General features: G+C 70.4%; 21 protein-coding genes and 2 pseudogenes. 14 read left to right on the plus strand and 9 right to left on the minus strand.

The features are described from left to right. Window positions 1-370: 370 nt before the first annotated feature. The 4 genes from H4696_RS16260 (at window position 371) to H4696_RS16275 (ending at window position 4,471) form a co-directional block, all read left to right on the plus strand. A complete protein-coding gene (locus tag H4696_RS16260; protein ID WP_086861295.1) occupies window positions 371-781 on the plus strand; it encodes a hypothetical protein in 411 nt (136 codons plus the stop codon). Between the two features lie 899 nt (window positions 782-1,680). Further along, window positions 1,681-2,454 (plus strand): polysaccharide deacetylase family protein, encoded by a 774-nt coding sequence (locus H4696_RS16265; RefSeq protein WP_086861293.1) that lies wholly within the window; start codon window positions 1,681-1,683, stop codon window positions 2,452-2,454. Between the two features lie 4 nt (window positions 2,455-2,458). Continuing rightward, window positions 2,459-3,649 carry a YVTN family beta-propeller repeat protein gene (locus H4696_RS16270; protein WP_086861291.1) on the plus strand — a complete coding sequence of 397 codons (1,191 nt, stop codon included), beginning with the start codon at window positions 2,459-2,461 and terminating at the stop codon, window positions 3,647-3,649. 420 nt (window positions 3,650-4,069) lie between these two features. Beyond that, window positions 4,070-4,471 carry a transposase gene (locus H4696_RS16275; protein ID WP_225955709.1) on the plus strand — a complete coding sequence of 134 codons (402 nt, stop codon included), beginning with the start codon at window positions 4,070-4,072 and terminating at the stop codon, window positions 4,469-4,471. A gap of 425 nt (window positions 4,472-4,896) precedes the next feature. On the opposite strand, the gene H4696_RS16280 is transcribed toward H4696_RS16275, so the two are convergent. Next, complete coding sequence (locus H4696_RS16280; protein ID WP_086861287.1) at window positions 4,897-5,823, minus strand: GlxA family transcriptional regulator; 927 nt, start codon at window positions 5,821-5,823, stop codon at window positions 4,897-4,899. On the opposite strand from H4696_RS16280, the gene H4696_RS16285 reads away from it, so the two are divergent. Both H4696_RS16285 and H4696_RS16290 read left to right on the plus strand, forming a co-directional pair. Further along, a complete protein-coding gene (locus H4696_RS16285) occupies window positions 5,818-6,561 on the plus strand; it encodes an HD domain-containing protein (protein ID WP_225955710.1) in 744 nt (247 codons plus the stop codon). The genes H4696_RS16280 and H4696_RS16285 overlap by 6 nt on opposite strands. A gap of 26 nt (window positions 6,562-6,587) precedes the next feature. Beyond that, window positions 6,588-7,010 carry a Rid family hydrolase gene (locus H4696_RS16290; protein ID WP_086861283.1) on the plus strand — a complete coding sequence of 141 codons (423 nt, stop codon included), beginning with the start codon at window positions 6,588-6,590 and terminating at the stop codon, window positions 7,008-7,010. 46 nt (window positions 7,011-7,056) lie between these two features. Here the strand turns inward: H4696_RS16290 and H4696_RS16295 are convergent, their stop codons facing one another. After that, window positions 7,057-7,812 (minus strand): alpha/beta hydrolase fold domain-containing protein, encoded by a 756-nt coding sequence (locus H4696_RS16295; RefSeq protein WP_192782339.1) that lies wholly within the window; start codon window positions 7,810-7,812, stop codon window positions 7,057-7,059. Between the two features lie 91 nt (window positions 7,813-7,903). Next, a complete protein-coding gene (locus H4696_RS16300; RefSeq protein WP_086856630.1) occupies window positions 7,904-8,809 on the minus strand; it encodes an alpha/beta hydrolase family protein in 906 nt (301 codons plus the stop codon). A 135-nt stretch (window positions 8,810-8,944) separates the two neighbouring features. Between H4696_RS16300 and H4696_RS16305 the strand changes: the two genes are divergently transcribed. Continuing rightward, on the plus strand, window positions 8,945-9,520 hold the full coding sequence (locus tag H4696_RS16305) for a TetR/AcrR family transcriptional regulator (protein WP_086856629.1): 576 nt from the start codon (window positions 8,945-8,947) through the stop codon (window positions 9,518-9,520). Between the two features lie 18 nt (window positions 9,521-9,538). On the opposite strand, the gene H4696_RS16310 is transcribed toward H4696_RS16305, so the two are convergent. Then, a complete protein-coding gene (locus H4696_RS16310) occupies window positions 9,539-10,117 on the minus strand; it encodes a TetR/AcrR family transcriptional regulator (RefSeq protein ID WP_086856628.1) in 579 nt (192 codons plus the stop codon). Between the two features lie 49 nt (window positions 10,118-10,166). Here H4696_RS16310 and H4696_RS16315 point away from each other — a divergent pair, with 49 nt between their 5' ends. Further along, window positions 10,167-11,093 (plus strand): SDR family oxidoreductase, encoded by a 927-nt coding sequence (locus H4696_RS16315; RefSeq protein WP_338064856.1) that lies wholly within the window; start codon window positions 10,167-10,169, stop codon window positions 11,091-11,093. 16 nt (window positions 11,094-11,109) lie between these two features. Here the strand turns inward: H4696_RS16315 and H4696_RS16320 are convergent, their stop codons facing one another. Further along, window positions 11,110-11,325 (minus strand): hypothetical protein, encoded by a 216-nt coding sequence (locus H4696_RS16320; RefSeq protein ID WP_086856626.1) that lies wholly within the window; start codon window positions 11,323-11,325, stop codon window positions 11,110-11,112. Between the two features lie 126 nt (window positions 11,326-11,451). Here H4696_RS16320 and H4696_RS51525 point away from each other — a divergent pair. Together H4696_RS51525 and H4696_RS50090 are read left to right on the plus strand one after the other, a co-directional pair. After that, window positions 11,452-11,634 (plus strand): annotated as a pseudogene (locus H4696_RS51525) (alcohol dehydrogenase catalytic domain-containing protein); the annotation flags it as partial. Between the two features lie 512 nt (window positions 11,635-12,146). Next, complete coding sequence (locus tag H4696_RS50090) at window positions 12,147-12,287, plus strand: zinc-binding dehydrogenase (RefSeq protein WP_249026856.1); 141 nt, start codon at window positions 12,147-12,149, stop codon at window positions 12,285-12,287. Between the two features lie 213 nt (window positions 12,288-12,500). Here H4696_RS50090 and H4696_RS16330 read toward each other — a convergent pair whose 3' ends face one another. Beyond that, the gene (locus H4696_RS16330) at window positions 12,501-13,412 is read right to left on the minus strand and encodes a helix-turn-helix transcriptional regulator (protein WP_086856625.1); all 912 of its coding nucleotides are present in this window, start codon (window positions 13,410-13,412) and stop codon (window positions 12,501-12,503) included. Between the two features lie 129 nt (window positions 13,413-13,541). On the opposite strand from H4696_RS16330, the gene H4696_RS16335 reads away from it, so the two are divergent. Further along, the gene (locus tag H4696_RS16335; RefSeq protein ID WP_086856624.1) at window positions 13,542-14,495 is read left to right on the plus strand and encodes an aldo/keto reductase; all 954 of its coding nucleotides are present in this window, start codon (window positions 13,542-13,544) and stop codon (window positions 14,493-14,495) included. Between the two features lie 42 nt (window positions 14,496-14,537). Here the strand turns inward: H4696_RS16335 and H4696_RS16340 are convergent, their stop codons facing one another. Further along, on the minus strand, window positions 14,538-14,774 hold the full coding sequence (locus H4696_RS16340; RefSeq protein WP_143264931.1) for a hypothetical protein: 237 nt from the start codon (window positions 14,772-14,774) through the stop codon (window positions 14,538-14,540). 106 nt (window positions 14,775-14,880) lie between these two features. Here H4696_RS16340 and H4696_RS16345 point away from each other — a divergent pair, with 106 nt between their 5' ends. Both H4696_RS16345 and H4696_RS16350 read left to right on the plus strand, forming a co-directional pair. Next, window positions 14,881-15,621, plus strand: coding sequence for a GntR family transcriptional regulator (locus H4696_RS16345; protein WP_086856623.1), 741 nt, complete (start codon window positions 14,881-14,883; stop codon window positions 15,619-15,621). Window positions 15,622-15,812: 191 nt separating this feature from the next. Beyond that, window positions 15,813-16,709 (plus strand): oxidoreductase, encoded by an 897-nt coding sequence (locus H4696_RS16350; RefSeq protein WP_086856621.1) that lies wholly within the window; start codon window positions 15,813-15,815, stop codon window positions 16,707-16,709. Window positions 16,710-16,750: 41 nt separating this feature from the next. Here the strand turns inward: H4696_RS16350 and H4696_RS16355 are convergent, their stop codons facing one another. Beyond that, window positions 16,751-17,803 carry an SDR family NAD(P)-dependent oxidoreductase gene (locus tag H4696_RS16355; RefSeq protein WP_086856620.1) on the minus strand — a complete coding sequence of 351 codons (1,053 nt, stop codon included), beginning with the start codon at window positions 17,801-17,803 and terminating at the stop codon, window positions 16,751-16,753. Window positions 17,804-17,892: 89 nt separating this feature from the next. On the opposite strand from H4696_RS16355, the gene H4696_RS50095 reads away from it, so the two are divergent. Next, a complete protein-coding gene (locus H4696_RS50095; RefSeq protein WP_086856619.1) occupies window positions 17,893-18,351 on the plus strand; it encodes a MarR family winged helix-turn-helix transcriptional regulator in 459 nt (152 codons plus the stop codon). Window positions 18,352-18,413: 62 nt separating this feature from the next. Here the strand turns inward: H4696_RS50095 and H4696_RS51530 are convergent. After that, window positions 18,414-19,484, minus strand: a pseudogene (locus H4696_RS51530) (MFS transporter); the annotation flags it as partial. Window positions 19,485-19,537 lie beyond the last annotated feature (53 nt).

Consider the following 19,537-nt stretch of genomic DNA (forward strand, 5'->3'; position numbering starts at 1 on the left):
CCGGCGAGGATCCCGTTCGACGGCGGCGAGCTCGTCGAAGTCGGCTCGCAGGTAGCGCACCTCCGCGTAGCTCGCCGCGCGGAGCCGGTCCATCAGCGGCCGCACGTCGGCCGCCGCCAACGGGCCGTGGACGATCAGCCGGTCGGCGCGGTCCGCGAGCGCGAGCGCCGTGGCGCGTCCGATGCCGCTGGTCGCTCCGGTGAGGACGATGGTGGTCATCGGGTTCTCCCTCCGGGACCGTGGGTCTGCCTCACTCAACCAAGTTCCGCGGCGCGAAACGGGTTCGAAGCAGGCCTGGCCTATCGGGGGACAAAATGGACCACCCCACGAAAACTTCGCGCGCCGCGGCGCCGACCTGACCACCGCTGCGGTGCACGAGCTCGACCGCGGGCACGCGGTGCTGGCCGCTCAGCACCTGCTCGACACGGTCCTCACCACCGGCACCGCCACGTTCGGCCGCTACACCGCGAGCCCGGCGCACCGGCTACTCACCGATCCGGCCGTGCTCGCGTCCCGGATCCTGCGCACCGCCGAAGCGCCATGCGCCGCCGATCCCGATATCGGAGACCCGAGCGACGCCACCACCCGTGCTTTGTCCGTACTGGGCGCCGCCGACGAGACGAATGCCGTCGCCCTGCTGGCCTCCTTGTGCGCGTCTGGCAGTGCGGGCCGGAGTCTGGTCGCACCGCACCACTCCCGGCAGCGGCCAATCACTCCGCAGCTGGCCTGCGTCCTGCAACAGGCTCGCCGCACCCTGAACACACGTTCGATGACATCGTGAGCAACTCAGGTATATACCGTTATACAACTCTAAGTTTCGGCCTTCACGCATGGATCGCGCCCGCGCGCGTCAACGGCCAGATGGGTCTGGCTGCAGACGTGAGGAGCACAGTGATGTCGCCCCGGCCGGGCCCACCCGCTGTGGTCCATCCCCGCGGCGCTTCGGCACGGCGAACCGACGCCGGGCCGGACGCCTCAGCATGTACGGGTCGGTCGCGTGGCTGCTGTCCGGTTTCGGCGTCGTCGCCCTGCTCGTGTCGCCATGGTTCGGCAGCTTGTGGCGTGCTCTGGACGGCCGCCTTGTGACGGTGTCGTACAACCGACCCGCGCGAAGACCGGCCGGGTGATCCTGTGACTGGGCGCCTGCCGCGACGCACCGGGCGCGGGGAACGCTCGAGCGGCCTGTCGTTCGATCTGGCGAAGGAAGCGTGCGGCCGCGCGAACCGATCCGAATACCGCACGGGTGAAGATGGCCGAAGACGAGCCGACCAGGCGGACGGGCTCCGACTTCGGCGTCGCTTATGGTCTTTCATCATCTTTGCCTTCCCGGCGGCGGATTGATCCACCAGCAGCCGTATCGGCCGATCTGGCCGCTCGCCGCCGGGATCTTGGCCTTCGCCGGTGGGTGGGGGCGGCGGCTCCGGGCCAAGCGGAACAAGACCTGATTCCGAGCCGCCCTCATCTCCTGATCCGGCCGAAGTCGCGGCCGGCGCCGAGTACCGCGGCGGCCCGGACGCGAGCGTCAGCGACCCGAAGCCCGCCTGCGGCCGCCCGTGCCAGCCCGGTTCCGGCACACCGCTGTGAGGACACTAAGTCCGGCCGGCTTTCTCAGCGTCCTCACAGCGGTGTTCCGACAGGGTGCGGGTGCGGCAGCGTCTCCTCCGAGAATCGAGACCGGTTTTGAACGACCCCCTCACCCGCCGGGGCCTCTTCGGCTTCGCGCTGGGTGCCGCCGCGCTGACGGCGTGCTCGGCTCCCTCGCCGTCGCCCGCTCCGGGACCCGGCTCCGCGAGCCATTCCCCGGTCACGACGACGCCGTTCGCGACGTCGGCCCCGGCCTCCCCGCCGCCGTCCGGCCCGGCCACCGAGGTGAGCCGCTCGACCTCCGGCCGCCCCCAGGTCGGGCTGACCTTCCACGGCGCCGGTGACCTCCAGGTCACCCGCGAGGTGCTCGACGTCGTGCACCAGCACGGCGCGCGGATCACCGTGCTCGCCGTCGGGACCTGGCTCGCCGCGCACCCCGACGCCGCCCGCATGGTGCGCGACGGCGGGCACGAGCTGGGCAACCACACGTGGAGCCACCCGGCGCTGTCGGGGTACGCGGCCGAACCGATGTACGCCGAAATCCAGCGCTGCCGCGACAAGCTCGTCGAGCTCACCGGGTCCCCGGGCGGCTTCTTCCGCCAGTCCCAGGGCCAGCACGCCACCCCGCGGGAGCTCGCCGAAGCCGGGCACGCCGGCTATCCGAAGGTCCTCTCCTACGACGTCGACTCCCTCGATTGGACCGACCCTGGGCCCGCCGCCATCCGGGCGGCCGTGGCGAAGGCCCGCGCGGGCAGCGTGGTGAGCATGCACCTGGGCCACCCCGGCACCGTCGCCGCGCTGCCCGGCATCCTCGCCGATCTCGCCGACCGCGGCCTCGCTCCGGTCACCGCGTCCGAGCTGCTGGCGTAGCCCGATGCGCTTGCTCCCCGTCCTCGCCGTCGTCGCCGTGCTCGCCACCGGATGCTCGTCGGGAGGTGGCGACCCGATGTCCGGCATGCCCGGCATGAGCGACCCGCCGCCGGCCGGGCTCCCGCACGAGAGCACCCCGCCCATCCCGGGTACGCACCCGCTGCCCGGCATGCCCGCCGTCCCCGACCCGCACGACGTGGACGCCGCCGCCGGGGCCGGCATGCTCGCCCCCGCCGTCGCCGCGGACAAGCCGCTGGTCTACGTGCCCCACAGCGGGTCCGGTGACGTGTGGGTGATCGACCCGGCCACCTTCCAGGTCGTCGCGAAGTACCCGGCGGGCAAGGAACTGCAGCACGTCGTGCCCTCGTGGGACCTGCGCACGCTGTACGCCACCGACGACCGCGGCGACCACGTCCTGCCCTTCGACCCGCGGACGGGGCAGCCGGGCAAGCCGTTCCCGGTCGTCGACCCTTACAACATGTACTTCACCCCCGATGGCCGGTACGCGATCTCGGTGGCCGAGCGGCTGCGCAAGCTGGTCTGGTACGACCCGCATACGTGGCAGGTGCATGACGAAACGCCCGCCCCGGGGTGCGCGGGCATCGACCACGCGGACTTCTCGCCCGACGGCCGTACCGCGGTCTTCACGTGCGAGTTCGCCGGCCGCGTCGCGGTGGTCGACGTCGCCTCCCACCACCTGCTGCGGATGGTCGACATGCCGCACCGCAACACGCGCATGGGCCCGCAGGACATCAAGCTCGCCCCCGACGGCTCGGTGTACTACATCGCCGACTCCGACGCGAACGGCCTCTGGATCCTCGACGGCGCGGCGACGAAGGTGCTCCGCTTCATCTCGACCGGCCGCGGCGCGCACGGGCTGTACTTGTCGCGGGATGCCAAGCAGCTCTACGTGACCAACCGCCACGAGGGCAGCGTCAGCGTGCTCGACGCATACACCGGCGCACCTGTGACGGTGTGGCACATCCCGGGCGGCGGCAGCCCGGACATGGGCAACGTGACGTCCGACGGCACACAGCTGTGGCTGTCCGGCCGCTACGACCGAGTCGTCTATGTACTGTCCACAAAGGATGGTGCGTTACTGGCGAAGATCCCCGTCGGGAACGAGCCGCATGGTCTCTGCGTGTGGCCGCAGCCGGGCCGATATTCCCTCGGCCACACGGGGATCACCCGTTGAGTCAGCGGAATTCCCGTGACACGCGGCCGGTTGAGGCGCCTTCCGGTCCGGCATCACCGGCTCTGTTGCGCCACCGGCCGGCGTGGCCGCGTCGAAGACCTGGTTGGTGCTGACGTCAATGCCCCAGACGGTCTGAGCACGCTCTTCACCGCGTCGAGTTCGTTCTTCACGCCGGTCAGTTCCGCCCTGCTGTGCTTGAACTTTCGCCCAGTCAACCCCGCCGCGTGCACCTCGGCCACGGACGCGGGTGCTCAGGCCGAGGCCGCCGGCGAGGCCAGCGTCCCGATGCCGCGCAGGTCCAGCCACGGGCAGCCGCTGTGGGGGAGCGACATTCCGAGCACCTGAACCTGAACCTGAACCTCGCCGGGATACACCGGCAGCGAGCAGACCGTGCGCCGCTACTTGTACCCTTTCCGTGAGATGCTCATCCCACCCCCGGCGCCGCCGGTCGTGCCCAAGATCCGCCACGTTACCGGTTGGCTGCTGCGCCGTCCCGGCGATCTCGAGGACGACGAGCAGCGTCAACTTGACGGCATCCGGTCGCGCTGTTCGCACCTGGACCGCCTCGCCGAGCACGTCAAGTCCTTCGCGACCATGATGGTCCAACGACAAGGCCAAAACCTCGACACCTGGCTGTCCACAGTGGAAGCTGACGACCAGCCCCACCTGCACTCATTCGCCACCGGAATCCGCCGCGACCACGACGCCGTCACCGCCGGGCTCACCCTGCCCCACAGCTCCGGCAAGGTCGAAGGCAACGTCAACCGGCTCAAGGCCATCAAACGACAGATGTACGGCCGTGCCAGAGCCAATTTCGCTTAGCGCCATCATCTCGACGTACTAGTTGGTCATTTCGACTCCGATCCCGTTCCAGGTAGGCGGAGTCGCTGTCGGACGCTGTCCTGTTACTCGTGCAGGCGTCGCCGGCCGAACGGCCCGCGTGGTCTCGGAGGCACTGGTCGCCGCGTTCCGGGTCGCGTTCGAGTACTAGGGCGAGCACCCCGACCGGGAGCTGCCGCAACTGGTGGACGAGGCGATGGAGGAGCTGGGGAGCACCCTCGGGATCGCCGCCCGGTCGACCTGATGACATTGCATGCTGTCAGTCTGATTACTGCACGTAATCACGACAGTGCACTCGTGGGTTCCGTTCACTTCCGACTCGGCGGTCGCCGACCGAGTCGGGAGCGACCCGCGCAACCGCACCCTGTCGTTCGTGATGACATTGAATGTCGTCAGACGGCCCGCGATCAGTGCGCGAAGGTGCGACGGTACGCAGTGGGAGTGGTGCCCAGTGCACGCCGGAAGTGCAGCCGCAGGTTGGCTGCGGTGCCGAGGCCGCACTCACGGGCCACCGCGTCCACCGAGCGGTCGGTGGATTCCAGCAGTTCCCGTGCCCGGCCGAGGCGGGCGCCGAGCAACCACTGCAGCGGGGTCATGCCCGTCTCCTCGGCGAAGCGGCGCATGAAGGTGCGTTGCGAGACGCCGGCGTGCCGGGCGAGCACGCGCAGCGTGAGCGGCTCGCCGAGCCGCTGCAGCGCCCATTCCCTTGTCGCGGAAAGCGAGGCGTCGCCGGATACCGCTACCGGGACCGGCACATACTGGGCTTGGCCGCCGTCCCGGTGCGGAGCGGCGACCAGGCCGCGGGCGATCTGGTTGGCCACCACCGCGCCCAGGTCGCGGCGCACGATGTGCAGGCACAGGTCGATGCCGCAGCACACCCCGGCCGAGGTGAGCACATCGCCTTCGTCGACGTAGAGCACGTCGCGGTCGACCGTGACCGCGGGGAAATCCCGTTCGAGCTCGTCGGTGTGCTTCCAGTGGGTCGTGGCGTGGAGCCCGTCGAGCACGCCGGCCGCGGCCAGCGCGAAGGCACCCGTGCAGATCGACACCACCCGCCGGCCTCGCTCCCGGGCCTCGGCCAGCACTTCGACGACGGCGTCGGGCGGTCTCCCAAGTGGCTCATAGCCGGGGACGATCACGGTGCCGGCGGCGCGCACCTGCGCCAGATCCCCGCCGGTGTCCAGAGCGAAGCCCGCGGTGGTGGCCGCCCGCCCGCCGAGCGCACACACCGTCATCTCGTAGGGAGTCTCCGGCCGCGCGGTGAAGATCTGCGCCGGTATGGCGAGGTCGAGCGGGGTGACCCCGTCCAGCGCCAGTACCGCGACTCGATGCATGGCAAGATCCTATCGAAAGGTGGCAAACTTGCCACTCGCCAGGTCAGGACCGTGGCCACCACTCTGGAGCGCATGACCGGACCGACTTCCGCTGACCTGACCGCGCTGCCCCGCACGCCACTTGCCACGGCCGTCGTGAACCTGATCCAGCCGCTGGAAACGCCGTCCGTGTTCAACCACAGCATCCGCACCTACCTGTTCGCCCGGCTGGTGGCCGCCCGGCTCGGCCTGCTCGCCGCCGACGAGTACGACGACGATCTGTTGTTCGCCGCCTGCGCGATGCACGACCTCGGCGTGGCGCCGGACGGCCCCCACCGTCAGCGGTTCGAGGTCGAAGGCGCCGACCGGGCCGCCGAATTCCTCACCGCGCGCGGAGTCCCCGCGGCCGACGCCGACGCGGTGTGGCAAGCCATCGCCTTGCACACCTCGTCCGGCATCGCAGAACGCCGCGGCACCCTGTGCGTGCTCGTCCGCGAAGGCGTCGCCGTCGACTTCGGCGGACCGCTGGGAACCGACCACCTCGATGCCATCACCGACGAGCAGGCCGACGCCATCCACACCGCCTATCCCCGGCTGAACATGATCCGCTCACTCACCGACGCGATCGTCACGCAAGCCGCGAAAAACCCGGCGAACGCGCCGCGCTACGCGATTCCCGGAGAGTTCCTCCGCGAACGCGAGACCTCCGGCCGGACCCGGCTGGAACACGCCTGCCGTTCCTCTCGCTGGGGCAACTGACTCGACAAGGAAGGGACAACACCACGATGACCATCGACACCGTAGAGATCCCGGAGAACTCCGAAGTCTTCGGAGAGACCAGGAACGCCTTCGCGCGCTTCGGCTACTCCGCCGCGGTTCGCGCGAAAGGGCTGCTGTTCATCGCCGGAACGATCGGCCGCCGCAGCGACGGATCCATTCCGGACAGTATCCAGGAACAGACCGAGGCCGCGATCCGCCGCATCGAAGAGATCCTCCGCGTGGAGGACCTCGACCTGAGCGCCCTCGTCGACGTCACCAGCTACCACGTCGACATCCACCAGCACCTGCCCGGCTTCAGCGAGACCAAGCAGCGCCTGATCAAGCCGCCCTACCCGGCCTGGTCCATGATCGGCGTCAGCGGCCTGGCCAGCCCCGGTCTGCTCGTGGAAATCCGCGCGACCGCCGCGTATCCCGACACATCCCGGTAGGTCGGCGCTCAGGGGCCCGGCACGGCCCATCTCCACCTCCGGCTCGTCACCCCGAGGCCAGCAGCCGCCGGATCCAGGCGGACCGGGTCGCCGAGGCGGTCTGGACGCCGGCCCGCAGCAGCCGGGTGGCGTAGTCGATGGTCTCGTCGCGGAAGGTTTCGACAGAGCCGACGTCGAGGAACGCGGTGGGCAAGCCGGTGAGATCGGCCGCCCTGGCCGGTGCCGCGTAGCTGCTGACGTCGGCGCCGCCCCTGCGTTCGCCGAGCAACGAGTTCCATCCGGTCAGGTTGCTGGTGGCGTCCCAGATGCCCTCGCCGTCGAGTTCCCGGCTGCTCGGCGTGACGAGCCGGTCGTCGAGCATCGGGCACATGAGCACCTGGCCGAACAGCCGGGGGCCACCGCGGTCGCGGGCGAGCAGTGCGACACCAGCCGCGAGCCCGCCGCCGGCGCTGGCCCCGGTGACGACGATCCCGTCCGGGTCGCCGCCGATCTCCGCGGCGTGCTCATGAGTCCACAACAGACCCGCGTAGCAGTCCTCGATCGGCGCCGGGTCGGGGTGTTCCGGTGCCAGCCGGTACTCCACCGAGACCCAGTCGAGAACGGCGCCGACTCCCGTGCGGCTGTTGCCGATGATCATGCCGCCGCCGTGCATGTGGTAGAAGACAGGCGCTCCAGCCGCCAGGCCGACGGGCTTGAGCACCAACAGCGAAACGTCAGGAGCACCGGCCGGGCCCGGCACGGAGACGTTCCGCGGTTCGACGGTGCCGTCGCGCGTCAGGTCCTCCCCCGCTGCCGCGAACATCGGGCCGGCACCGCGGCGAGCTCCGGATCGAACGGTGGATGCGTCCTCGTCATCATCGTTTCCTCGGCTGTGGACGAAGAGTGCCGGCCGGTCACTTCGAGTCGATCCTGCCCAGCGGGTCGCCGCTCGCCGCCAAGTCTGCCCGGACTTCAGGCCACGCCACGGCGTCGAGACCCAGCGTGGTCCGCAGGTACGCCAGCGTGGCTCGCTGGACGAGCGCGACCCGCTCGGGGCTTTCGTCGGTGGTCCGCGTGTCGTGGGCGCCCTGGATGCCGCCGAGCCCGTGTTCGGCCCCGAAGAGGGTGAGCAGGTCGGTGGCCCCCGAGGCAAGGTGGAAACCGTCGGTGAACCAGTCCGGACCGCGCACCGTCAGCGGGGACTGGTCGTGGTCGCCGGCGACGATCAGGCTCGGCGTCTTCAGCTCGGCGAAATCCGGGCTCATGAAAGGGAAGTACTGAAGGGCCATCGGACTCAGGTCGGCGCCGCCGGTCCCGGGCAGGCAGAGCAGGACCGCGGCCCTGACTCGCGGGTCGGTCATGCTTTCCCCGGGCGTGCCGTCGGCGCCGACGACCCGCGCACCCACGAGGGTGCTCGCGGTCTGCGCGCCCCACGAGTGACCGGCGGCCGCGATGCGCTCGTGGTCGATGCGTCCGGCCAGGCCGGGCACGGCGGCTTCGATGGCGTCGAACCGGTCGAGAATGCCGGTCAGGTCGTCGGTCCGGATGCGCCAGATGAGCGGGGTGCGGGGGTCGTCGGGTGCCAGCCCGAGCGAGTCGAGGTGCGTGGGCTGGATGACGACGAACCCGTGCGCGGCCCAGAAAGCGGCGAGCGGGGCGTAGTCGTCCATGCCGAGGGTCATGCCGTGCGAGAAGACGATGACCGGCAGGTCGCCGCCCGTCGTGGGCGCGGTGACTCGCACCTGCAGGTCCTGCCCGCGATCGGGGGCGGCGAGCGTGACCGGGTTGACCGAGATGACCGGGGTTCCTGTGTCGTTCATGGAATGAGACCTTCCTGGTGGAGCGCATCCGGCTGCGCGGTGACGAATGTGAGAGGATGACCTATCCGGATCGGTGTTCCGCATCAGCGTAGCGGAACATTGATCCGCTTACCAGTGAGGAGGGAGACACCTCGAATGACGAGGGCTCACACGACGCCGTCCGGTAGGCGCAAGCGGTCCGATGCCCGCCGCAACGAGCAGGCACTCCTGGACGCCGCCGCCACCGTGTTCGTCCGCGCGGGGGTCGAGGCGCCCGTGCGGGACATCGCCGCCGAAGCGGGCGTCGGCATCGCCACCATCTACCGGCACTTCCCCACCCGCGCGGACCTGGTGGTCGCCGTCTTCCGGCACCAGGTCGACGCGCTCGCGGCCACCACGCCCGCAGCCGGGGAATCGCCAGAGGACACCTTGCGGAACTGGGTGCACCGGTTCGCCGACTTCCTGGTCACCAAGCACGGCCTCGCCGAGGCGCTCCACTCCGACCAAGCGGGGTTCGAGAGCCTGCACGCCGAGTTCGTCGACCGTCTCCTGCCCGTTCTCGACCGGCTACTGAAGGCAGCGGGCGCGACCGGCCGGACCCGCGACGACATCCGGGCCTTCGACCTGATGCTCGGCGTCGGCAACCTCTGCATCGGCGCCGGCACCTTCCCCGGTTACCAGGCCCGGACCATGATCGACCTGCTCCTCGCCGGACTCGCGCACACCGACTAGCGCCACGAGGCGCGGGGCTCACGCCAGGCGGGCACAGGGAGCGAGGGCCGACGCCAGCTCGCCGAGACCGTCGCGGAACATCGCCGGCAGATCCTGGTGCCCGGGGTCGGTGATCCAGCGCTCGAAGGACAGTCGAAACACGGCGACCGCCGTGTGCGCGATCAGCTTCGCGAGAGGCTCCGGTGTGTCGCGCCCGGACAGCGCCTCGGCCATCCCGGCGGCCAGTTCGGCGTGCTTGCTCAGGTCGCGTTCGCGCAGCTCGGCGTTGGCCGACACCAGGTTGTGCCGGATCAGGGCGGCGTCCGCGTGCTCCTGGATGATCGCGCAGCGCTGTTCCAGTGCCGCGGCGACGGCGTCGACGGGAGTGGTGCCTGCGGGTAGGCCGGCGATGACGGCGACAGCCTCCCGCTGCGCCGCTTCCACGGCGTGGAAGAAGACTTCGCGCTTGTCGGGGAAAAGACGGAAGAACGAGCGCTCGTGCATGCCGGCGCGCGCCGCGATCTGCGCCCCGGTGGTCTCGTCGAACCCCTGGGCGGCGAACAGCTCGACCGCGGCCTTGGCCAGCCTGCCCCGCGGATTCGGTTCCCATCGGCCCATGACCACGAGTCTAGGCGATAGCAGTGACTGCTATCGCGGTGCTACGCTGATGGCAGTCACTGCTATCACGGAGGTCGTCGCCATGAAGGTGTTCGTCACCGGGGCAAGCGGCGGGATCGGATCCCGGCTCGTCCCCGAGCTCATCGCCGGAGGCCACGAAGTGCTGGGGCTGGCCCGCTCCGACGCCGCCGCGCGGAAGGTCGCCACAGCGGGCGCCCGGGTGCTCCGCGGCGATTTCACCGACCCGGAAACCCTGCGCGCCGGCGCCGTCGAGGTGGACGCGGTGATTCACGTCGCGTTCAACCACGGCACCGACATGGCGCAGTCGGTAGCTGACGAGGCGATGGCCGTCGAGACATTCGGCGCCGCCCTCGATGGGACCGGCAAGGCGCTGCTCATCGCCTCCGGCACGCCGATCGTGCCCGGCCGCCTCGCCACCGAAGAGGATTCGCCCCTCGCCACCGATCCCCTGGCCGGTTCACCCCTGGGCCGGCGCGGGCGGACGGCCGAGTACACGCTCGCCTTGGCCGAGAAGGATGTCCGGTCCGTGGTCGTGCGGCTGCCCCGGTCGGTGCACTCCCGCGGCCACCGGTACGGACTCGCCTCCGCCCTCATCGCCACCGCCCGCCGCACCGGCGTGTCCGGCTACGTGGGCGACGGTGCCCAGCGCTGGCCCGCAGTGCACCACCTCGACGCGGTCCGGCTGTTCCGGCTGGCCCTGGAAGACGCCGAGCCGGGCACGGTCGTGCACGCGGTCGCCGACGAGGGCGATCCGATGCGGGCTCTCGCCGAGACCATCGGCCGGCAACTCGACGTGCCCGCCGTTTCGGTGCCCGCCGAGCACTTCGGCCCCGCTGGTGCCGTCTACGCCCTCGACCAGCCCGCCTCCGGCGAGCTGACCCGGAAGAAGTTCGGCTGGCAGCCCGCTCAGCCCACCCTGCTCGACGACCTGGCAGCCGGGAACTACCCGGAATGAGTCACGGTATCCCCGATCACCGTGCGGCTTCGATGTTGTTTTGCTCGTGGATCAGCCGCCGGGCCTCGACCTGGTCTCGGGCCTCGATCGCGTCGACGAGCCGCTCGTGGAGCAGGTAACGCGCGGCGACGTAGTCGGGCAGGGGCTGTGTCTCCGTGCCCCCGACGCCGCGGGTGTGCGCCTGGATCAGTTCCAGGAAGGAGATGCCGCCGCCCGGCCCCGATCGGGACACGACGAAACTCGGCTGACCCGGGACACGCCGAACAGCCACAGGATGAGAAAGCAGAACGAATTCATGCGACAAGTACGATATGACCGCTTCGGCGGGGTCGACCAATTGTCGATCGACGACGTGCCCATGCCGGAAGTGTCTCCAGGACAAGCGATAGTGCGGGTTCAGGCGTCATGCATCAACCCAGGCTCTCTGTCCGCGCTCCACGGAGCGCCCTACACGCCCATCCGCGACCTGGCGGGCGTAGTGGTGAGCGTCGGTGACGGCACCCAGGACGTGCGGGCCGGAGACGAAGTACTCGGCTGGTCACAGGAATGGTCCGCACACGCCGAGTACGTTGCCGTTCCGGCAACGCAGCTGATCCCCAAGTCGCTCGGACTGGCCTGGGACGTCGCCGGTTCCCTCTTCGTCACGCCCATGGCCGGTCTGGCCGGGTTCAACGCCGTCGGGCCCGCCGCGGGAGAGGTCGTCGTCGTATCCGGCGCCACCGGCGGTGTCGGCTTCACCGCCGCACAGCTCGCACGACGAACCGGCGCGACCGTGCTCGGTATCGGCAACCCCGCGAAGGCCGACCACCTGCGGGCGCACGGCATCACCCCGGTCCCCTTCGTCGGCGACATCGCCGAAGACGTCCGGAACGCCGCCGGCGGCCGCAAGATCGACGCCTTCATCGACGCGGTCGGATCGGGCTACGTCCAGCTCGCCCTGGATCTCGGAGTACCTCCGGAACGCATCACCACCGCAGTCGACTACCAGGCCGCCAAAGAGCACGGAATCGCGGCGAAGGCACCATGGACGCCGGCGGTCTGCCGGCCCTCCGCATGCTGGCCGACCTCGCCGTCGAGGGTGCTCTCGACATACCCATCGCTGCGACATACCCGCTGGCCGAGGTGAAGGCCGCGTACACCACCCTCGCCGAGCGCCGGCCGTTCGGCCGCGTCGTCCTGCACCCACAGGAGTAGGTGGCTTCCGCTCACCTGTTCCACCGGCGGAAGCCCGCGCCGGACTCTCGCCCGAGGTGACCGCGACCTGCACCGGCCCAGGCGAGAGCCGAACAGCACGAGACGTCATGCTGCACACCGGGTTCACGAACGCGGCGCCGTCCCGCTGGGGCGGAGGCCACGGCGTGTCCCGCCTGCTGGTGGCCCAGCGGTCCACCGCCGCCATCCGCGCCTTCAGGGAGACTCCGCGCGGCGGGTGGGCTCTGCCGCCTGCGATCGCGTCGCCGCCCAGCTGGCGAGGAGCTTGAGCCGGTCTTCGGATGCGGTGCCGGGTTCGGCGGTGTAGGTGATCAGGTTGTGCACGGCTCGGCCGGACAGGGGCAGGTCAAGGTCCTGGAAGTTCAGTTCCAGGTCGCCGACGTCGGGGTGTCGGAGCCGTTTGATGCCGTCGTGGCGGATCAGGACGTCGTGCGCGGCCCACAGGTCGCGGAACTCGGGGCTGAGGGTGGACAGCTCGCCGACGAGTTCGCGCAGTGCCCGGTCGCGGGGCTCGCGCCCGGCCTCGGCGCGCAGCAGGGCGGCGGTGGCATTGCCGGCGGCGTCCCAGTCGACGAAGAAGTCGTGTGCGCCGGAGTCGAGGAAAATGTAGCGGGCGATGTTGGGGCGGCCGCGCCGGTCGACGGTGGCGCTGCCGAACATCGGCGCGTACACGGCTCGGGCCAGGGAGTTGGCGGCGACGACGTCCGTGCGGCCGTTGCGCACGAACGCCGAGGACATCGTCATGGAGTCGAGCAGCCACTGAACCCGGGGCGGGACCTCGACGTCCCGGCGGCGCGACGGCGTGCGGCTCCCTCGCCGCGATGACCGGGCCACGTCGAACAGGTAAGTGCGTTCGTCGTCGTCCAGCCGCAGTGCGCGAGCGACCGCGTCGAGAACGTCCTCGGACACGCCGCCGATGTGCCCCTTCTCCAGCCGCGTGTACCACTCCGTGCTCACGCCGGCGAGGACGGCGACCTCCTCACGCCGCAGCCCGGCGACCCGGCGGCGGGCACCGGTCGGCAGTCCGGCCTGCGCCGGGGTGATCTTGGCGCGGCGGCTGACGAGGAAGTCCCGGATTTCGCCGCGGTTCCCGTGCTGCTGGTCCATGCCCTTGACGGTAGCCGCCGGTCACGGCCCGAGGGGGGTGGCGGTCGTACCCCCGATAACCGCGACCTTCTCCGGTGGCGGCGATCGCGGTCTCCTGGGGATCGACCGTTCCGTATGGAGGTAGGAGACATGACGAGCAAGACGCTGACCGCGTCGCCGGTGGCGCTGGGCACGTGGGCGTGGGGAGACAGCGGCGAGGTGGGCGACGGCCAGTTCGGCAGCCGGCTGACCGAGTCCGGTCTGCGAGAGGTCGTCGAGAAGGCGCACTCGAATGGGTTCACCCTGTGGGACACCGCCGTCGTGTACGGCATGGGCCGCTCGGAGACGGTGCTCGCTCAGGCGCTCAAGGGCTACGCCCGCAGCGAGTACCAGCTGTCGACGAAGTTCACCCCGCAGGCCGCGGGCGACGGCGGCAATCCGGTCGCGGACATGCTGGAGCAGAGCCTCGACCGATTGGGTACGGACTATGTGGATCTGTACTGGATTCACAACCCTGCCGACGTGGCCCGCTGGACGCCGCTGCTGATTCCGCTGCTGCGGAGCGGCACGATCAAGCACGTCGGCGTCTCGAACCACAATCTGACGCAGATCGCTCTCGCCGATCAGATCCTCGGCGAGGCCGGCTTCCGCGTGGAGGCGGTCCAGAACCACCACAGCCTCCTGTACCGGAGCTCCGAGCGCGCGGGCATCCTCGACCACTGCCGCGAGCACGACGTGCGGTTCTTTTCCTACATGGTCCTCGAGCAAGGGGCGCTGACCGGCAGGTACAGCCCGGCCCATCCGTTGCCGGAGGGCAGCGACCGGGCGGCCGTGTACAACGGCATCCTGCCCCGGCTGCAGACGCTGACGGACAGGATGGCGGCGATCGGCGAGGACCGGGGCGCGTCCGCCGCCGACGTCGCCACCGCCTGGGCCATCGCCAAGGGGACCACCCCGATCATCGGGGTCACGAAGGCCGGTTACCTCGACGGGCTGGTCCGAGCTCACGGCATCGAGCTCGCCGACGAGGAGATCGCGGAACTGGAGACGCTGGCGGATGCCGCGGACGTCGACACGCGCGGCTGGTGGGAACCCGGCATGTAGCCACTCGACGACCAGGAAACCGGTGCGCGGCGCGACGGTTCCTCAGCGTGCCCGCCGCAACCGGTCGTGTGGCAGGGTGAAGGCGTCGGGGATTTCCCGGGTCTTTTCGTCGAACACCAAGACCGGACGGGTTCCGGCGGCATAGGTATTCCATCCGGGTCTGCCGTCGCGCACGAAGCGCACGAGTGCGCCGTGCAGAGCGGTCGCCAGCCGAGCCGGCGCGTCGGGTCCCAGCAACTTGTTGTGCCAAGTACGGTGATCACGAGCGACCCGCTGCACAAGCGTAATCCTTGCTCTCTCAGGGACATTCACCGTGCATTCACCAGAGCAGCCGCGGGATCTCGGGTGTTGCTCAGAACATGTCCGAACAGGTAAGAATGGGTGCGTGACGACGTTGCATGTCGCGATCGCCGAGGACCTGCGTGAGCGGATCCGGGACGGCCGCCTCGAGGTCGGCGGGGTGGTGCCCTCCGAGGCGGAGCTCTGCGAGCAGTGGAAGACCTCGCGCGCACCGGTTCGCCAGGCGCTGGCGACGCTCCGGGCGGACGGCGTGATCTCGGGCGGGCGCGGCCGACGCGCGACGGTGAGCTCGAACGCCCTCGGGCAGCCGTTCGACGCGCTGATGTCCTACTCGGCCTGGGTGCGTTCCCTCGGCCGCACTCCCGGCCAGCGGACGCTGGAGCTGGCGCTGCGGCCGGCGGATCCAGCGGCGGCCGCCGCCCTGCACATCGAGGAAGGTGCGCTGGTGGTGCAGGGACTGCGGCTGCGCCTGCTGGACGGTGTCCCCGTGATGCTCGAACGCGCGACCTACCTGGAAAGCGTCGGCCGGCTGCTCTTCGACTTCGATTCGGACTCCGGGTCCCAGTGGGAGTACCTGCAGAGCCGCGGCGTGGAGTTCGCCGCCGCGTCCCACATCATCGACGCCGTGGCAGCCGACGAGACCGACGCGGCGCAGCTTGAGGTGCCCGAAGGCACTCCGCTGCTGCGGCAACGGCGAAGCGCGCGGAACCCGCGGGGCGTCATCATCGAGCACAACGACGACCGCTACCTCCCGACCGAGATCGCGTTCACGCTCGAGAACGCCCCGAACGTGCGCGCCCCTCTGGTCCGCCGCGCTCAGCCCTGAGCGGAAGGAACGGGAATGACTCAGTCCACAACAGACCTCGCCGGGCCCGGCATCGCCATCAGCCGCGCCAGGCTGAAGGCGGCCTACGCGGCTCATCCACCCGAGCCCCTGCCTGGTGTCGTCGAGGCGGTCGGCGGGCTCCTCGTGACCACTCCGGGCCCGGTGCCCCGGTACTCCGTGGCGCCCGCCCGATGACGGCCGGGGAACCCGCAGTCGCCGTCGTCGGGCCGGGAGCGATCGGCACGACGATCGCGGCGGCGCTGCATGAGGCGAGGCGTACGCCGACGATCTGCGGGCGCTCGGCGCGCGAGCACCTGGAGCTGCGCGACGATGACGGTGCTGCCGTCGTCGTGCCAGGGCCTGTGCGGACTGATCCGGCCGAGATCGGGAACACCGTCGACCTGGTTTTCGTCGCCGTCAAATCGACACAGGTGGAGTCGGCGGCGCCGTGGCTTTCCGCCCTGTGCGGCCCGGAAACCGTTGTCTGCGTCTTGCAGAACGGCGTCGAACAGGAAGAGCTTTTCGCGCCGTACTCGTCCGGCGGACCGCTGCTGCCCTCGGTGGTGTGGTTTCCCGCCCAGCGCGAGCCGGACGGTTCCGTGTGGCTCCGCGGCGAAGCGCGCCTGACCCTGCCGGACACGCCGGCGAGCGGCGTGGTGCTCGCGGCGCTGCGCGGCACCCGGTGCGCGGTCGACGTGGCAAGGGATTTCACGACCGTCGCGTGGCGGAAGCTGCTGCAGAACGCGGTCGCGGGTCTGATGGTGCTGACCGGCCGACGAGCCGGCATGTTCGCGCGAAGCGATGTCGCCGAACTGGCCCTGGCCTACCTGCGGGAGTGCCTTGAGGTCGCCCGCGCGGAGGGCGCGTCGCTGGGCGACGAGGTCCCGCAGGCGATCGTCGACGAGTTCCGCGGGTACCCGCCCGACCTGAGCACCTCGATCCTCGCCGACCGAGAGGCGGGCCGGCCCCTGGAATGGGACAGCCGCAACGGGGTCGTGCTGCGACGTGGCCGGTCCCGCGGCATTCCCACCCCGATCAGCGACCTGGTCGTGCCGCTCCTGGCGGCCGCCGGCGACGGACCGGGCTGACCCGCGGTCTTCGCCGGCGGCCGTGCGTTCAGGTCGGTGTCCTAATCGAGCACGGGTTCGAACAGGGCCGGTGGCACCGGGGGCTTCGCCAGGAGGGCGGCGAGCCGCGGGATCTGGTCGGCCACGGTCGCGCTGTGCTGCCTGAACCCCTCGATCGAGGTGAACTCCTGGATCACCAGCAACGGTCCGTCCGCCTCGCCGTGGGTGCGGTGCACCGTGTACCGCAGGCATCCCGGTTCGGCGCGGATCCGCGGGGCGAGTTCGGCGAGCAGCGCGACGAGGTCCTCACGTCGTCCGTCCTTGGGCTCCATTGTGGACACTGTCACCACCGTGCCCGGCACGGCTACAGGCCGGCCGGCCTGTAGCCGTGCCAGCGCCTCGTCCGCTTCGGCCCGGTTGCCCAGCCTGAACTCCCGGCTGCCGACCTCGATGGCGGCCGAGGCGGCGACGGCGATCGCGCCGACCTGGTCGGCGCTCACCCAGTCCGGTGCCGCGGTGTCGGCGAGGCGGGTGCCGACCGGGCCGAGCACGAGGGCGTGGGCCCGCTGTGGACCGGTGAGTTCGGCTTCGGCGACTCGTCGCATCATCAGCAGGGCGGACTGCTCCATGCTGACCAGGCCACTGCCGGGAACCGGCGTGAGCGCAGAAGTCCCGACGATCAGCGTGTAGGTGCCGCGGGTGCTCAGCTTGGGCAGGAAGGCCCGCAGGACGGCCATGTGAGTGGAGGCGAGCCCGACGAAGGCGCTCTGCCAGTCGCTCTCGTCGATCTCCCAGAGCGGTTTGCCGGCCCACCAGCCACCGATCGGCGCCACCACGTCGTCGACGGCGCCCAGCCTGCGCTCCATCTCGTCGGCGAGTTGCGCGGCTCCGGGGAACGTCGTGTAGTCGTGCACCACCAGGTGCAGCCGATCGCCGGCCGCGTCGCCGAGCACGTGCCGGAACTCGTCGGCCCGTTCCTGGCTGCGGGTCGGTACCACGACGTCCGCACCGGCGGCGAGGTAAGCGCGGACGACACCTTCGCCGACGGCGCCTGTACCACCGGGCACGACAACGCGGTGACCGGACAGATCGGGATGCGCACTGCTGTGGTTCATGAGACCACTCCTCCATGAATGTTGGGGTGACCAACGTTGGTGATCCCAACATAACACATGTTGGGGCCACCAACGGTTAGAGTGGGTGCATGGTGGTCACGAATCACGCGTTGCAACCCCCGGCCCGGCTGCGCGGGCTTGTGAGCTGGCAGGCGAACAAGGTGGCCACGCTGGGCGCCCGGCTGACCGCGGAACGCATGCCGTTGGGTGCCCGCGCCGATTTCGCCGTGCTGGCCGCGCTGGAGGAGTACGGGGCGCTCAGCCAGGCCGAGATCGGCCGCCGCCTCGGCCTGGACCGCAACGACGTCAGCGGCATACTCGCCCGGCTGGAAAGCGGCCGCCGGGTCGACCGTCAGGCCGATCCCGACAACCGGCGTCGCAACCTCGTGACCCTCACCGCCGCCGGAAGGCAGTACCTCGAAGAACTCCAACAGCACGCCGGCACCGTCCAGGCCGAACTCCTGGCCGGCCTCGACCGGACCGAGCAGCGGCAACTCCAGTCGTTGCTGGCCAAACTGCTCGACAGCCACGCGGCGCAACCAGCGTAGGACGCTCGCCGCAGGGCGGCGTCTGCCTCGTCGAGGAGGGTTGCGACGGCTTGGAACACGTGGTGGACGCCGGGAGTGATGTCGAGGGTGATGGCCACGTTGTCGGTCGCGGCGCGTCCGGCGAGTCTGACGGCGTCGTCGAGCAGGCACTCGTGTGAGCCGGCCTGGATGAGCAATGGCGGGAAGACGTCGAAGTCGCCGAAGAGCGGGCTGACGAACGGGTCGGTGCGGGGTCGGTTGCCTGCGTACTCTTGGGCGCGCAGCTCGAGCGCCGCGCGGTAGATGACGGGATCGATATCGGCCTTGGTGTCGATGCTCGCGCCGGAGAGGGTGAGCTCCACCCACGGAGACATCACGAACGCGGCGGCGGGCATCGCCAGGCCCCGTTGTTTGGCGGCCAGGAGCGTGGCGAGGGCGAGTCCTCCGCCGGCCGACTCCCCCGCGACAACCAATCGGGTTGGTGCGTAGGCATCGAGTGCGGCTTGGTAGGCGTCGAGTCCGTCGGAGAGTGCTGCCGGGAAAGGGTTTTCCGGTGCGAGGCGGTAGTCCACGGACAGGACCGTGACGCCGTTGCGGGCGGCGATCCGGCCTGGCAGTCCGATGGTCTCGGCCGCGGTTCCGATCGCGTACCCGCCGCCGTGGAAGTACAGGACGGCCGGCCTGGCTTCGCCTGTCCGATGGAGATTCGAACGGCCGGCGTGTCGCCGAGTCGGATGTCGTCGGTGACGAGATCGGCCGGGCGCGGACGTGAAGCCATCAACTGCGCGAACAGCGCTCGCTGCGCTACCGCCTCGCCACCGACATCGAGGGGTGAGTCTCGCAACGTCCGAGCGATGGCTTCGGCTTGCTCTCTGCTCATGAGCGTTCTTTCTGGTTGGAGTGGTCATCGGGTTGGCTGGCGTGTCAGGCGGCGTCGTCTTCACCCCAGCAGGGTCCTCGCAACGTTCGCTGCGGTGGTGTGGGCAGCCGTGGCCGACCGGGTCCAGGCGACGTGGCCTGGGCGCCCGTGACTCGGGAACGAATCGGGCAGTCAACGCGATCGCGGCCGCGGCGACCGGGACGTCGACCCAGAAGATCGACCGCCATCCCGCAGAGCTGACGAGCGCGCCACCGACGATCGGGCCGAGCGCCACCGGCGCCCGCTCGCACGGCGCCCCCTCATCGCCGGTCGTCGCTCATCGCTTCG

It is taken from the genome of Amycolatopsis lexingtonensis (genome assembly GCF_014873755.1).
GTDB classification, from domain to species: domain Bacteria; phylum Actinomycetota; class Actinomycetes; order Mycobacteriales; family Pseudonocardiaceae; genus Amycolatopsis; species Amycolatopsis lexingtonensis.

Excerpts from the sequence above, each read along its gene's own strand:
- H4696_RS16285 (WP_225955710.1), top strand. The coding sequence starts at position 5,818 with ATGCATGGCAAGATCCTATCGAAAGGTGGCAAACTTGCCACTCGCCAG.
- H4696_RS16310 (WP_086856628.1), bottom strand. The coding sequence starts at position 10,117 with ATGGGCCGATGGGAACCGAATCCGCGGGGCAGGCTGGCCAAGGCCGCG.
- H4696_RS16355 (WP_086856620.1), bottom strand. The coding sequence starts at position 17,803 with ATGAACCACAGCAGTGCGCATCCCGATCTGTCCGGTCACCGCGTTGTC.
- H4696_RS50095 (WP_086856619.1), top strand. The coding sequence starts at position 17,893 with ATGGTGGTCACGAATCACGCGTTGCAACCCCCGGCCCGGCTGCGCGGG.
- H4696_RS16315 (WP_338064856.1), top strand. The coding sequence starts at position 10,167 with ATGGCAGTCACTGCTATCACGGAGGTCGTCGCCATGAAGGTGTTCGTC.
- H4696_RS16290 (WP_086861283.1), top strand. The coding sequence starts at position 6,588 with ATGACCATCGACACCGTAGAGATCCCGGAGAACTCCGAAGTCTTCGGA.
- H4696_RS50090 (WP_249026856.1), top strand. The coding sequence starts at position 12,147 with ATGCTGGCCGACCTCGCCGTCGAGGGTGCTCTCGACATACCCATCGCT.
- H4696_RS16330 (WP_086856625.1), bottom strand. The coding sequence starts at position 13,412 with ATGGACCAGCAGCACGGGAACCGCGGCGAAATCCGGGACTTCCTCGTC.
- H4696_RS16270 (WP_086861291.1), top strand. The coding sequence starts at position 2,459 with ATGCGCTTGCTCCCCGTCCTCGCCGTCGTCGCCGTGCTCGCCACCGGA.
- H4696_RS16295 (WP_192782339.1), bottom strand. The coding sequence starts at position 7,812 with ATGTTCGCGGCAGCGGGGGAGGACCTGACGCGCGACGGCACCGTCGAA.
- H4696_RS16305 (WP_086856629.1), top strand. The coding sequence starts at position 8,945 with ATGACGAGGGCTCACACGACGCCGTCCGGTAGGCGCAAGCGGTCCGAT.
- H4696_RS16350 (WP_086856621.1), top strand. The coding sequence starts at position 15,813 with ATGACGGCCGGGGAACCCGCAGTCGCCGTCGTCGGGCCGGGAGCGATC.
- H4696_RS16275 (WP_225955709.1), top strand. The coding sequence starts at position 4,070 with ATGCTCATCCCACCCCCGGCGCCGCCGGTCGTGCCCAAGATCCGCCAC.
- H4696_RS16335 (WP_086856624.1), top strand. The coding sequence starts at position 13,542 with ATGACGAGCAAGACGCTGACCGCGTCGCCGGTGGCGCTGGGCACGTGG.
- H4696_RS16280 (WP_086861287.1), bottom strand. The coding sequence starts at position 5,823 with ATGCATCGAGTCGCGGTACTGGCGCTGGACGGGGTCACCCCGCTCGAC.
- H4696_RS16300 (WP_086856630.1), bottom strand. The coding sequence starts at position 8,809 with ATGAACGACACAGGAACCCCGGTCATCTCGGTCAACCCGGTCACGCTC.